Source organism: Neisseria sicca, from assembly GCF_003044565.1.
In the GTDB taxonomy this organism is placed as follows: Bacteria; Pseudomonadota; Gammaproteobacteria; order Burkholderiales; family Neisseriaceae; genus Neisseria; species Neisseria sicca_A.
In genome coordinates, this window is sequence record NZ_POXG01000007.1 from 103,602 (window position 1) to 116,784 (window position 13,183).

General features: G+C 53.0%; 10 protein-coding genes and 3 tRNA genes. All 13 read right to left on the reverse strand.

From position 1 onward, the window contains the following. Positions 1-3: 3 nt before the first annotated feature. The gene (gene tuf / locus DBZ16_RS12365) at positions 4-1,188 is read right to left on the reverse strand and encodes an elongation factor Tu (RefSeq protein ID WP_003742643.1); all 1,185 of its coding nucleotides are present in this window, start codon (positions 1,186-1,188) and stop codon (positions 4-6) included. Between the two features lie 40 nt (positions 1,189-1,228). Beyond that, a tRNA-Thr gene (locus DBZ16_RS12370) sits at positions 1,229-1,303 on the reverse strand. Between the two features lie 11 nt (positions 1,304-1,314). After that, positions 1,315-1,388, reverse strand: a tRNA-Gly gene (locus DBZ16_RS12375). A 36-nt stretch (positions 1,389-1,424) separates the two neighbouring features. Beyond that, positions 1,425-1,508 (reverse strand) — tRNA-Tyr (locus DBZ16_RS12380). A gap of 99 nt (positions 1,509-1,607) precedes the next feature. Then, positions 1,608-1,859 (reverse strand): YfhL family 4Fe-4S dicluster ferredoxin, encoded by a 252-nt coding sequence (locus DBZ16_RS12385; RefSeq protein ID WP_003679513.1) that lies wholly within the window; start codon positions 1,857-1,859, stop codon positions 1,608-1,610. Positions 1,860-1,980: 121 nt separating this feature from the next. Further along, entirely contained in the window at positions 1,981-2,547 is a 567-nt protein-coding gene (gene rsmD / locus DBZ16_RS12390; protein WP_107814203.1) for a 16S rRNA (guanine(966)-N(2))-methyltransferase RsmD, read from the reverse strand. 567 nt (positions 2,548-3,114) lie between these two features. After that, the gene (gene topA, locus DBZ16_RS12405) at positions 3,115-5,421 is read right to left on the reverse strand and encodes a type I DNA topoisomerase (RefSeq protein WP_107814205.1); all 2,307 of its coding nucleotides are present in this window, start codon (positions 5,419-5,421) and stop codon (positions 3,115-3,117) included. Positions 5,422-5,505: 84 nt separating this feature from the next. After that, positions 5,506-5,961 carry a DUF494 family protein gene (locus DBZ16_RS12410; protein ID WP_049228162.1) on the reverse strand — a complete coding sequence of 152 codons (456 nt, stop codon included), beginning with the start codon at positions 5,959-5,961 and terminating at the stop codon, positions 5,506-5,508. Positions 5,962-5,986: 25 nt separating this feature from the next. Continuing rightward, entirely contained in the window at positions 5,987-7,207 is a 1,221-nt protein-coding gene (gene dprA, locus DBZ16_RS12415; RefSeq protein ID WP_107814206.1) for a DNA-processing protein DprA, read from the reverse strand. 534 nt (positions 7,208-7,741) lie between these two features. Next, entirely contained in the window at positions 7,742-9,025 is a 1,284-nt protein-coding gene (locus DBZ16_RS12420; protein WP_107814207.1) for a sigma-54-dependent transcriptional regulator, read from the reverse strand. Further along, on the reverse strand, positions 9,018-11,141 hold the full coding sequence (locus tag DBZ16_RS12425; RefSeq protein ID WP_107814208.1) for a sensor histidine kinase: 2,124 nt from the start codon (positions 11,139-11,141) through the stop codon (positions 9,018-9,020). The genes DBZ16_RS12420 and DBZ16_RS12425 overlap by 8 nt, the downstream gene beginning before the upstream one ends. Positions 11,142-11,144: 3 nt before the next feature. Continuing rightward, positions 11,145-11,738, reverse strand: coding sequence for a DUF4390 domain-containing protein (locus DBZ16_RS12430; protein WP_107814209.1), 594 nt, complete (start codon positions 11,736-11,738; stop codon positions 11,145-11,147). Then, entirely contained in the window at positions 11,704-12,963 is a 1,260-nt protein-coding gene (gene rsmB / locus DBZ16_RS12435) for a 16S rRNA (cytosine(967)-C(5))-methyltransferase RsmB (protein WP_107814210.1), read from the reverse strand. Before rsmB ends, DBZ16_RS12430 begins: the two co-directional genes overlap by 35 nt. Positions 12,964-13,183 lie beyond the last annotated feature (220 nt).

Genomic DNA, 13,183 nt, shown 5'->3' on the forward strand with positions numbered 1-13,183 from the left:
AACTTAAGCGATGATAGAAGAAACCACACCTGCACCTACGGTACGACCACCTTCGCGAATCGCAAAGCGCAGACCTTCTTCCATAGCGATAGGTGCAATCAGTTCTACAGTGATGGCTACGTTCTCACCAGGCATAACCATTTCTACACCTTCTTCCAAAGTAACCGCGCCGGTTACGTCGGTAGTACGGAAGTAGAATTGTGGACGGTAGTTAGCGAAGAACGGAGTATGACGGCCACCCTCTTCTTTGCTCAATACGTACACTTCCGCTTTGAATTTGGTGTGCGGAGTGATGGTACCCGGTTTAGCCAATACTTGACCGCGTTCCACTTCTTCGCGTTTGGTACCGCGCAGCAATACGCCTACGTTGTCACCGGCTTGACCTTCGTCCAGCAGTTTGCGGAACATCTCAACACCGGTACAAGTGGTTTTTTGGGTTTCTTTCAGACCTACGATTTCGATCTCGTCACCAACGTGGATGACACCGCGCTCTACACGGCCGGTTACTACTGTACCGCGACCGGAGATGGAGAATACGTCTTCGATAGGCAACAGGAAAGGTTTGTCCACGGCACGCTCTGGAGTCGGGATGTAGCTGTCCAATGCGGCAGCCAGTTCGAAGATTTTTTCTTCGTAAGCGGCGTCGCCTTCCAAGGCTTTCAGTGCAGAACCTTGTACGATCGGGCAGTCGTCGCCTGGGAAGTCGTAGCTTGACAGCAAGTCACGGATTTCCATTTCAACCAGTTCCAACAGCTCGGCATCGTCAACCATGTCGCATTTGTTCATGAACACGATGATGTAAGGTACGCCTACTTGGCGGGCCAACAGGATGTGTTCGCGGGTTTGCGGCATAGGACCGTCGGCAGCGGAACATACCAAGATTGCGCCGTCCATTTGTGCGGCACCGGTAATCATGTTTTTAACGTAGTCGGCGTGACCCGGGCAGTCTACGTGTGCGTAGTGGCGGGTTTCGGTTTCGTATTCTACGTGTGAGGTATTAATGGTAATACCGCGGGCTTTTTCTTCGGGAGCGTTGTCGATTTGGTCGTAAGCTTTTGCAGCACCGCCGAATTTTTTAGCTAAAATAGTAGTCAAAGCAGCAGTCAGAGTGGTTTTACCATGGTCAACGTGACCGATGGTGCCAACGTTTACGTGCGGTTTGCTACGTTCAAATTTTTCCTTTGCCATGGCAAATTTCCTATCTTTAAAATACTGAGAAAATGGTATTTGGTGCCCATGGGCAGATTTGAACTGCCGGCCTCTCCCTTACCAAGGGAGTGCTCTACCCCTGAGCTACATGGGCCAATAGACTATTGGAGCGGGTGAAGGGAATCGAACCCTCACCGTAAGCTTGGAAGGCTTCTGCTCTACCATTGAGCTACACCCGCAGACTTACTGCATCAATGCTCCAACACATTGGGATTTGGTGGTGGGAGAAGGATTCGAACCTTCGAAGCTCTCGCAACAGATTTACAGTCTGCCCCCTTTGACCGCTCGGGAATCCCACCAAAAGAGAACGCAAGTTTATTCGCGACTCAGATTTTCGTCAAGCTCTTTTTTAATTTTGTTTTTTAAAAATCACTCAATTTATTGCTTTAAAAAAGAATTTATTTGAACTGAATGATTTTTTCGTATTTTGCCATCAGCTCTTCGTGCGTTTCCGGATGCTCTTCATCAATCAGGATACAGTCTACAGGACATACCTGCTGGCATTGCGGCTCATCATAGTGACCTACGCACTGCGTACACAAATTAGGGTTGATTTCGTAGATTTCTTCACCTTGCGAGATAGCGTCATTGGGGCACTCCGGCTCGCAAACGTCACAGTTAATGCACTCATCTGTAATAAAGAGCGACATTTCTTTTCCTTTTTCATTTAAATTATCAAAACCGATTGGGCGCGGATTATAGCACAAACGCGTCAAAAACAATCTGTTTAGGCGAATGTTTACACCCTGGTAATGATTCTCAAATCTCTTACTATTCAGCCACTTGGACAAACTGCAAGAGCACAAAACTACTCTTACCCGCCCGCCCTTCGCGATAAGGCTCCAACCACTCGGGAAAATCGGGCAGCTCCCCTGCTTCAATATAGACCATTGCCCCGTTTTTCAAGCTATTTTTCAAAGAAGCAAACAAATTTTCCCAGCCCTGCCACGCAAACGGCGGATCCAAAAAGACCACATCAAACTTTTCAGGCGACCTCTGCAAATACGCAAGACCATCGGTATTGAGGATTTCCAGTTTATCCAAACCCAATACTCTGGCGTTTTGCCGCAGCATATCGGCAGTTTTACGGTTATTATCTGCCAACACTGCCCTTTTCGCGTTACGGGACGCGGCTTCAAATCCCAACGCGCCGCTACCTGCAAACAGGTCCAACACATTCATACCGGTCAAATCCTGACCGAGCCAATTGAAAAGTTTTTCGCGGACACTATCAGGCGTCGGGCGCAGACCGTCTGCATCTGCAAAAACCAGTTTCCGCCCCCTGCATTGCCCGCCGATGATGCGGACTTGATTTGAATGTTTGCTGTGTTTGCTCATGATTAAAACAAATCGTCCGACAGTTTCAGACGACCTCTAAAGAATGACAAAGCAGCCATTATACCGCAGCGTTTTTTCATTTAAGGTCGCATGAAAACAAATCGGCGCATCGTGAAATTTTATTTTTTATGATGCTAAACTTACAAAATTTTATAAATCATAAAATATTTTCTCAAATAAAAAGGTCGCTTACGTCCGCCATTAGAACTTTCCCACCGCTTTTTCAGTCTATTGGTCATAATACGTAATGAAAATATGGATGGCTGACAATGCCACTTTGGAAAATTATTTTGGGTGTTTATATCAGCGGTGTGATTGCATTCACCGCCCATGCCCATTTCTTTGACGAATATTACCGCCACTTGGGATTGATACCGAACTTGGAACGCGGTCTGCTTTGGTTCGTCTTTTGTCTGCCCTTGATTGGCAAAACTGTCGCTTTGATAGTCAGTTTGTTCTTTCTTGCCACATTGGTTTTCGCGAGACGTTGAGTCCTTTCTTAATAAGACTGAAAAGGTCGTCTGAAAATTTTTCAGACGACCTTTTCTCTTTCAAACCAACCTAATCTCACTCTTTCGGTGCAGGCGGTTCAATCTGTTCTTTCCAGCCGCATTCTTTTTGCGGGCAGACTTTTTCCACACCCCAGCGTTTGGTGGTTTTGATGGTTAAAACCGGCCAATGGCAGTTCGGGCATTCTTCGGCGACGGGCGGGTTCCAGGTGGCGTAGTTGCAGTCGGGATAGGTGCTGCAACTGTAAAACAGTTTGCCGTAGCGGGATTTGCGCTCGACGAGGTTGCCTTTTTTGCATTGCGGGCATTGGACGCCGGTGTCTTTAGGTTTTTCCAACGGCTCGACGTGTTTGCATTTGGGGTAGTTCACGCAGCCAATGAATTTGCTGCCGGTGCGGCTGTATTTGTACAACAGCCGTCCGCCGCATTTGGGACATTCGCGTCCGTCGAGTTCGGCTTGTTCTGCTTCGGCTTTGGCGATGCGCTCGGCGGCTTCTTCGGCGGTTTCGTTGACGTTGCGGGTGTAGCTGCACTCGGGATAGCCGGCGCAGGCAACGAAGCGGCCCATTTTGCCGAACTTGATTTGCAGTTTGTGTTCACCGCATTTAGGACAGGTTTCGTCGAGTTCCTGCGTGGTGAATTTGGCGCGTTCGATGCCTTCTTTTTCCTCCACTTGTTTGATGAACGGTTTCCAGAATTTGTCCATCACAGGAATCCAGCGGCGTTTGCCGTCGGCGATTTCGTCGAGCTGGTCTTCGAGTTTGGCGGTGAAGTGGTAATCGACGTATTGGGCGAAGTGTTCGGTCAGGAATTTGTTGACGATGTCGCCTGTGTCGGTGGGCATGAAGCGTTTTTGCTCAAGGGTAACGTATTCGCGGTCTTTGAGCGTGGAAATAATGCTGGCGTAGGTCGAAGGACGGCCGATGCCGTATTCTTCGAGGGCTTTAACCAGTGTGGCTTCGTTGTAGCGCGGCGGCGGGGTGGTGAAGTGTTGCTCGCCGTAGAGTTTGTCCACGGGCAGTTTGTCGCCTTCGCTCATTTCAGGCAGTTTTTTGCTGTCTTCGCCTTCTTCATCGTCGCTGCTTTCTTCGTAAACGCTGAGGAAGCCTGCGAAGGTTTGCACTTGTCCGGTTACGCGGAATACGCCTTTACCGACGGTAATATCGACGGTGGTTTGGTCGAATTTGGCGGGCGTCATCTGACAGGCGACGGTGCGCTGCCAAATCATTTGATAGAGTTTGAACTGGTCTGCGCTCAGGAAGGGTTTGACGCTTTCGGGCGTGCGGTACACGGAAGTCGGACGGATGGCTTCGTGCGCTTCTTGGGCGTTTTTGGATTTGGTTTTGTATTGCTTGGCGGCACTCGGCAGATATTCTTTGCCGATTTTGTTTTCGATGTAATGGCGGATTTCGGTTAACGCTTCGTCAGCCAAGTTCACGCTGTCGGTACGCATATAGGTAATCAGACCGATGGCGCCCTGCCCTACGTCAATACCTTCATACAGCTGTTGGGCGGTACGCATGGTGCGGTCGGTAGTGAAGCCGAGTTTGCGCACGGCATCCTGCTGCATGGTTGATGTCGTAAACGGCGCGGCGGGATTGCGGCTGCGCTTTTTCTTTTCGATGGCGGTAACGACGGCCTCTTTGCCTTCGAGTTCTTTCAACACATCGGCTTGCGCGGCTTCGTTCGGCAGGTCGAATTGTTCGAGTTTCGCGCCGTTGTATTGGACGAGTTTGGCGGTAAACTTGCTGCGGCCTTTGTGGCTGTCGAGATGCACCGTCCAATATTCCTGCGCTTCAAACGCGCGGATTTCGTTTTCGCGTTCGCAAATCAGACGCAAGGCGGGACTTTGCACACGACCCGCACTCAAACCGCGGCGGATTTTTTTCCACAACAATGGCGAGAGGTTGAAACCGACCAGATAGTCCAGCGCGCGGCGGGCTTGTTGCGCATCGACCAAGTCCATTTCGATTTCGCGCGGGTTGGCGACGGCGTCGAGCACAGCGTTTTTGGTGATTTCGTGGAACACGACACGCTGCGGCTTGATGTTTTTCAGACCGCGTTTGGATTTGAGGATTTCATAAAGATGCCATGAGATGGCTTCGCCTTCCCTATCCGGGTCGGTTGCGAGGTAGATGTTTTCGGCTTCTTTGGCTCCGGCGACAATCGCATCGACGTGTTTGGCGTTGCGTTTGATCAGCTCGTATTTCATGGCGAAGTCGTGTTCGGGATCGACGGCTCCGTTTTTGGGGACGAGGTCGCGGACGTGGCCGTAGGAGGCCAGGATTTCGAAATCGCCGCCAAGGTATTTTTTCAGGGTTTTGGCTTTGGACGGTGATTCGACGATTAAGAGGTTTTTCGCCATTGTTTGTTCTCTTTTAATGTATTGGATGATGCGTTTCAGACGACCTTTCTGAACAAGCTGCGTCAAAAGGTCGTCTGAAAAGGTTTAATGCATGGTCGCTTTGCCGTTGAGCGCGCCCATCAGGTCGTCGCCGATTAAGACGGGTAATTCGCTTTTGTGCGCCCACAATAAGAGCAACACCAGCACTTTCGCCGTATCGAGCGTGATTTCTTCGGGCGGGATGTGCATCAGGGCGTGGATGACGATTTCGCGCTGCTCGTAAGTGATGGCGCGTTCGGCAACCAGATACTGCATCAGCCCGATGACTTCCTGCGGCAGGTTTTCGATTTCTTCGTTGCAATACACGCGCAGGGCATGGCTGTCGAACGGCGCGGCGGAGAATTCGGACGTGTTGAACAACACTTCCATCATCATCAGCGTATTGCCGATTTCCGTGACGTCAAAACCCGCATCTTCCAACAGGCGCCCCAAATCCTCCGGCGGCGGGCAGTTGTCGAAATCTTGGAAGTGTTCGATGAGATAGGCGATGACTTCTGTCATGCTGGTTCCTTAATGAATGAATCAATTATGCTTTTATGCGCTGATAGCGTCCGCCCGGCAAGGCGGCGACGATGCCGTCGAGTTCGTATTCCAGCAGTCGGGCGTAAACGTCTGCCGCCGCCCATGCAGTTTGCTGCGCCAACATATCGGGATGCACGGGGTCGTAACCCATGGCGTTCAGCAGTTCGTCTTCCGCTGTCGGCGCGGCAACCGTATGGGCTTGCGCCGGCTGTTTTCGGACATCAAGGTCGTCTGAAAACGGCAAAACAGGTTCAGACGACGTCTCTCTGACGGCAGTGCGTTTTTCCGTTTTTTTGTTTTTCTTATTTATAGAATATGATGGAACTGCCGCATTTTGCAATAGCCCCGGACATTCGTGAAGGATGTCGTCCAAACATTCCACCAATTTCGCGCCGTCTTTAATCAGCTTGTGGCAGCCTTTACTGTGCGGATTGTCTATCGAACCGGGCACCGCCATCACCTCCCGCCCCATCTCCGCCGCCAGCTTGGCGGTAATCAACGAACCGGATTCCAAAGCGGCCTCGACCACCAGCGTAACCTGCGACAACGCGGCAATCAGGCGGTTGCGGCGCGGGAAGTTGCCCGCAAACGGGCGCGTATCCAAAGGGAACTCGCTGACAATCAGTCCTTTTTCGGCGATTTCATAGGCAAGGTTTTTATTGGACGGCGGGTAAATGCGGTCTATGCCCGTCCCCCATACGGCGATGGTGCCGCCATCTGCCTGCAATGCACCTTGATGGGCGGCGGTGTCGATACCCGAAGCCATACCCGACACGACGGGAATATCCTTTTCGCTCAACGCCTTGCCGAAATCTTTGGCAATCCGCATCGCCTGCGGCGTGGCATGGCGGCTGCCGACAATGGCGGCGGAAGGTTTGTGCAGCAGTTGCACGTTGCCGCGCAAAAACAAAACCGGCGGCGCGGTGATGCCCTGCGTCAGCATTTCAGGAAAATCCTCATCTTGCAGCAGCAACAAACGGCAGCCGTCCTGCGTTTCCCATTGCAACGCGGCTTCCGCAGCCTTTTGCGCCAACGCCCGTTTTTCGCCGTTTCGCCAAGATTCGGCTGCCTGCTTGTGGCGCACTATCGTGGCGATTTGCTCCGCAGGAGCGTCCAGCGCGGCTTTCGCGCTGCCGAAACGTTGCAGCAGGAGCAAGAAGCCCTCCGCGCCGACATAAGGCGTAAACGCCAGTTGCAGCCAGTCAAGGCGGTCGTTTTCCGTCATCAATTATGTCCCCTTGTTGTTTTCAGACGACCTTTGTTCGGGAGGTCGTCTGAAAACAGATAAATGTCAGTATTCAAAGATTGAGCGGCAAACTTTAAACCGATACGGCGTTCCCGCGCCAGCTTCCGGTTTCGTGTCTGTTCACCGTCATGCGAATGCTGCCAAACAGTCGGCAGCCCGTTAGTAACTTTTGTAATATTTTTATATTCTACACGATACGGTAGAAATATCCGTTATTCAGATGATTGTCGCACGCAGCCGTGATTCCTTCTCACCCTGCACGGAAATGGCGCACTCAATATAGTGGATTAAATTTAAACCAGTACGGCGTTGCCTCGCCTTGCCGTACTATTTGTACTGTCTGCGGCTTCGTCTCCTTGTCCTGATTTAAATTTAATCCACTATAAATGAACCGGATTCGCATCAGTGGGTTGGATACGGCAAAAGCGAACAGATTAATGGCAAACAAGGTCGTCTGAAAACATACCGCGGCGTGCCGTATGCTTTCAGACGACCTTTTGTCCTACTACCGCCCTACTCTTCTGCTTTTTCCGCTGCGCTGCGGCGGGAAACGCTGATGCCTAATTGTTTGAGTTTGCGGTAGAGGTGCGTGCGCTCCAGACCGACTTTTTGGGCGACACGGCTCATGTTTTGCCCTTCTTGGGCGATGTGGTACTCGAAATAGCGGCGTTCCAACTCTTCACGCAGTTCGCGCAAAGGCATGTTGAAATTGAAACCGCCGACGATTTCGGTGGCGACTGTCGCCCGTTTTTGCCCCAATGCGGCAACGACCGCCTGCTCGTGGACTTCTTGTCCGTCCGCCTCCAGCATCAGGTTTTTCACGACGCTGCGGAGCTGGTCAAAATTACCCGGCCAGTTGTATTGGCACAGGACGGTCAGCGAGCCGTTGCTGAATTTGACGGGCTGGATTTTTTCGCTGTCTGCCAATTCGGTCATGACTTGGTTAACCAAGAAGGCGATGTCTTCGGATTGGCTGCGCAACGGCGGAATGCTGATAACATTGCCGGAAAGCAGTTCGGACAACTTGGCATCGGCAATGGCATCAGCCGGGCTTTCATCGGCGGCGTGGCTGCCCGCGACAATAACGCGCACGTTGTAACGGTCTGCCTTGCCGAGGATGAAGCTGATGCCGTTTTGGATGTTTTTACTGTACTGCGCGGCATCACCGAGATAAAGCGTGCCGCCCGATGCTTTTTGCAGCAGCTCTAAAGGCGCATCGGCGATGAGTTCAACGCGGCTGAGTCCGACCCAAGGCGTGCCGCTTTTGTGGAAATAACGGGCAACGATTTCAAACGGCGAACCGGTTTCGCCGCTGAGCAGCACGGGGCCGCTTTTTTTCACGGCAGACTCGAGCTGCTGTTTGAATTCCTGAATGGCGGGGCTGTTGCCGAGCTTATCGAAGGACAAGCCCGCCGCCATCTGCATTTCGCCGTGTTTGAGGGCGCGGTCGACGGTAGAGAGCAGCTTTTGCAGGGCAATCGGTTTTTCCAGAAAATCGAGCGCGCCGATTTTGGTGGCTTCAACGGCGGTGTCGATGCTGGCGTGTCCGCTCATCATCACCACGGGCATGTTGAGCTGTCCGTTTTTCGCCCACTCTTTGAGCAGGGTAATCCCGTCGCAGTCGGGCATCCATATGTCCAACAACACCATGGCGGGACGGGTCTGGTGGCGCAGTTGGCGCGCCTCTTCGGCGTTTTCCGCCAAAGCCACGGAATAACCTTCGTCTTGGAGGATTTCCGAGAGCAAATCACGGATACCTACTTCGTCATCTACAATTAAAATATCACTGCTACGCATAAGTTTCTACCAATCGGGGTAAGGCTATTTTCACACACGCGCCGCCTTCGTTCTGATTGCTCAGGCTGATGCGGCCGCCGTGCTCTTCGATGATTTTCTTCACAACGGGCAATCCCAGTCCCGTACCTGTCGGTTTGTCGGTTACATACGGCTCGAAGGCATTATGTAGCATTTCTTTGCTGAAACCTTTGCCGTTGTTACACACGGTCAATAAAACCTGTCCGTCGTTATCTTCGCCGACGCTGACATTCACTTGGGGAACTTCTGCCTCTTCCGCCGCTTCCGCCGCGTTTTTAAAGATATTGTGCAATACCTGCCGCATGGCGGTGGTATCGGCGGAAATCGGCTGCGGCTTGTCGGACAAGTTCGGAACAAAGCGGCACGCCCCGCCTTCGTATAGCAGCAGCACTTCTTCAACCAAGCGGTTCAAATCGTGTTTTTCAAAATTCAGCGACGGCGCGCGGGCGTAATTGCGGAAGGCTTCGACCATTTCTTTCAATGCCGCCACCTGTTTGACGATGGTGTCGGTCGAACGGCTGAGGATTTGGGCGTGTTGTTCGTCCAATTTATCATGCAATTTCCATGCCAATCTCTCGGCGGAAAGTTGGATAGGCGTGAGCGGATTGCGGATTTCATGCGCCAACCGTTTCGCTACTTCGCCCCATGCGGCTTCTTTTTGGGCGCGGATGAGGACGGTGATGTCGTCAATCACCATCACCACGCCGTTGTCGTTGTCGTCGGGCAGGATGGTGGCTTTACCCAAAAGAATCCGCGCATCGTCGGGGGCGGCGTATTCGACTTGGACGGGTTTGGCGGCATTAGCGGTTTCTTCAATGGCGGCAAACACTTCGGCAAGCAGGGTTTGTTGCGGCGATTGTCCGCGCCAGTCGTGCCAGTTGCTGCCCCACAGCGGCACCAATTCAATGCCCAAAATCCGTTCGGCGGCTTTGTTGAAGGTTTTCAGACGACCTTCGGCATCCAAAGTAATCACGCCCGTGGTCAAGCTTTCCAACACGCATTCGAGATAGTGGCGCGCCGCTTCTTCGCGCAGGCGGTTGTTCTCGTCGGCTTCTTTGGCAATGGCAAGCTGTTCGGTCATGTGATTGAACAACTGGGTCAACCTACCGAATTCGTCGTTGCGGAACACGGGGCGTTTCTGGCTGAAATCGCCCTGCGCCACCGCCCTTGCGCCTTCTGCCAACGACAACACCGGCTCGACGAAGCGGCGGGCGAAATACAGCGCCATCACCAAGGCAAGGAAAATAGCCAACAGCGCGGCAACCAGCAAAGTCGCCAAGAAGAAGGTTTGCAGGCCTTGTTTGGTGTAGCTCAATTCGGCGTATTTCGCCCGCGCCGCTTCAATCAGCGTCGCGTCTTGCGCCACATCCTGCGGGATGGGCTGGCGGAAAAACAAGGCGTAATCGCGTCCGTTGTGCGCGCCGATGAGCATCCAGCCTTGCGCGTACAAGACATTTTCTATGTTTTCCAAACTGCGTATCGAGCCGGTCTGCTCCAGCGTATCCCATCCTTCTTTGTCGAGTTCGGGCTGGTTTAGTTTCAGCGGATTGACACTTTTCTCGGTTTTATGGGTTTTGACATCATAGAGCGAAAGTTGGGTAAAGCCGCCCGATTTAGCCGCATTTGTCAGGGCTTTGCCCAAGTCGCCGTCCACAGACGCGGTGCTGATCAGGTCGATTTGCACCGGCGTAGCGTTGCTGACGGCGTTGTCCACTGCCAGATTCAGCGCGGATTTGCTCAAGTTCAGACTGCGTTCGAGGGCTTCGTGGGTATCGTTGCCGAACCATGAATTAATCGTGCCGTTGATGAACTGCGCAGAAATGCCGAACAGGAACACACCCGGCAATACCGCCACCAGCGTAAACATCCCCGACAGCCGCCGCGCAATCTGCGAACCGAACACACCCTTGCTTTTGTCGCGCATGAGGAGCAGGACGTAGCGCGTCAAAACCGATACCAACACCAGCATCAGCAGCGCACATAGGGCGATAATCCACCAGAAATATTCCGCTAGCGGGCTGGTGCTGCCCGTTGCGACGGTCAGTCCGTAAAGCAGTCCTACCGCCGCCAACACGGCAATCAGGAGAAAGCGGCGCATGGTTTACTCCTGAGAGATGGTCAGCGACTTCCAGCCGGAATCCAAGTGCCAGTTTTTAGAAGTCAATGCGTTGATTTGGAAGGGTTTGGGCAGCTTCGCCGTCGAGAGCAGCAGGCGGATTTCGGCTTGTGTGTCTTTCGCTGAGACGCCGCTTAACGCGCCTTTGGACAGCACTTTCCAGTTGGCGACCGCCCCTACGCCGCGCAAGGCGGTATCGAGCGTGTCGTATTCGGTGGAAAACGTGCCGACGGTTATGCGGTAGCGGTTGGTCAGCGGATGGAAGGAAAGTTTGTAGTGGATGGTGTTGTCGCTGTTGAGCAGCTGGTCAAACTTGAAGCGGTAAGACGGCATGGAAGGCGCAGAAAGCTGCCAGCTCAAAGTGAAATTCAACGGCACACCCTGCCGGAGCGCCTGTTTGAGCTGGTCGGGCAAATCGGTGCGGAAACGGCTGCTGACGGAAAGCTGTCCGGTATCGGTCAGCTTCGCCTCGGAGCGGGTCACACTGATGCCCTCCGCCGCCGCATTCAGCGACAGGGTGAGCAACAGCGTTCCAAACAGCCGTTTACTGCTTTTTGATAAGCGCGTAATAAAAGCCATCTTGATGTTTGTTCGGTAAAAGCACACGCGATTCGATCAGCTCGGCATCGGCGTGGCGGTTGAGGAATTTTTGCAACTGAACGTCGTTTTCTTCGACGAACACCGAGCAGGTGGCAAGCAGCATTCTGCCGTTTTTCGTCAGGGTTTGCCAAAGCGCGTCCAGCAATGCCTCCTGCTGACGGGCGGTTTTGGCGGCATCGGTCGGACGGCGCAGCCATTTCACGTCGGGATTGCGCCGCGCCACACCCGAAGCGGTACACGGCACGTCGGCAAGGATGGCGTCGAAAGGCTTTCCATCATACCACGCCGCCAAGTCCTGCGCATCGGCGCAAGTCAGAGCGGTCGTCTGAAACCCCAAACGGTCAATATTGTCCTTCACCCTTTTCAGACGACCTTCGTCTATGTCCAAAGCGGTTACATGACAATCCGCCAATTCCAACATATGCCCTGTTTTCCCGCCCGGCGCGGCGCACGCATCCAAAATCCGTTCGCCGTCTTTAGGGTTTAACAGATACGCCGCCTGCTGCGCGCCGAAATCCTGCACCGACACCAGCCCTTCGGCAAAACCGGGCAGCCGGCTGACGGGAACCGCCTCGTCCAGCGTTACCGCATATTCGTCCAACGCCTTAGCCGCAATACCTTCTGCCGCCAGCTTTTCCAAATACGATTCGGCATTGCCGTGGCGGCGATTGACCCGCAGCGTCATCGGCGGATGCGATTGCAGCGCGGTGGTGATGTTGTGCCAGTGTTTCGGATAATGGTTTTTCAGGTATGCTACCCACCACAGCGGCAGGTTGTGTTTCGCCACATCGTCTTTTTTGCACGAAGCCTCCAGCTTCTCCCGCTCGCGCAAAAACCGCCGCAAAATCGCGTTGGCAAACGAGCGGAACTGCCCGCGCCCGATTTTCGCGATGCTCTCGACCGCCTCGTTGACCACCGCATGAGGCGCGTTGCGCGTGTAATGCAGTTGGTACATCGCCGCCAAAAGCAGGCTTTCGAGCTGCGGATTGTCAATCGGCTTTTTCAGCATCTGCGCGAGCATATGTTTCAAACTGCCCAAATAACGCTGGCAGCCGTAGGCAATATCCTGCAACGCGCCGTTTTCCTGCGCCGTCAGCTCGGGATGCGCCGCGCGGATTTGCGCCAACACATCCTGAAGGTTGCGCCCTTCGGCGACTGCCGCAATGCTGTCGGCGGCGAGTTTTTGGGCGAGAGACATACTCATAAATTCAATTCCTTAAATGACTGCTGTGGTTCGATTTGTTCGTTATAGTGGATTAACTTTAAACCAGTACGGCGTTACCTCGCCTTGCCGTACTATCTGTACTGTCTGCGGCTTCGTCGCCTTGTCCTGATTTAAATTTAATCCACTATAAAAATGTAAACGCCGCACAAGCGGTTCGGGCGGTGTTCGGGGCAAAATTCAATTTCTGTTAATCCGATTG

What these genes read in the sequence shown, in the direction of transcription:
- dprA (WP_107814206.1), bottom strand. Translation starts at nt 7,207, where the DNA reads ATGACGGAAAACGACCGCCTTGACTGGCTGCAACTGGCGTTTACGCCT.
- DBZ16_RS12430 (WP_107814209.1), bottom strand. Translation starts at nt 11,738, where the DNA reads ATGGCTTTTATTACGCGCTTATCAAAAAGCAGTAAACGGCTGTTTGGA.
- topA (WP_107814205.1), bottom strand. Translation starts at nt 5,421, where the DNA reads ATGGCGAAAAACCTCTTAATCGTCGAATCACCGTCCAAAGCCAAAACC.
- tuf (WP_003742643.1), bottom strand. Translation starts at nt 1,188, where the DNA reads ATGGCAAAGGAAAAATTTGAACGTAGCAAACCGCACGTAAACGTTGGC.
- DBZ16_RS12420 (WP_107814207.1), bottom strand. Translation starts at nt 9,025, where the DNA reads ATGCGTAGCAGTGATATTTTAATTGTAGATGACGAAGTAGGTATCCGT.
- rsmB (WP_107814210.1), bottom strand. Translation starts at nt 12,963, where the DNA reads ATGAGTATGTCTCTCGCCCAAAAACTCGCCGCCGACAGCATTGCGGCA.
- DBZ16_RS12410 (WP_049228162.1), bottom strand. Translation starts at nt 5,961, where the DNA reads ATGACAGAAGTCATCGCCTATCTCATCGAACACTTCCAAGATTTCGAC.
- rsmD (WP_107814203.1), bottom strand. Translation starts at nt 2,547, where the DNA reads ATGAGCAAACACAGCAAACATTCAAATCAAGTCCGCATCATCGGCGGG.
- DBZ16_RS12425 (WP_107814208.1), bottom strand. Translation starts at nt 11,141, where the DNA reads ATGCGCCGCTTTCTCCTGATTGCCGTGTTGGCGGCGGTAGGACTGCTT.
- DBZ16_RS12385 (WP_003679513.1), bottom strand. Translation starts at nt 1,859, where the DNA reads ATGTCGCTCTTTATTACAGATGAGTGCATTAACTGTGACGTTTGCGAG.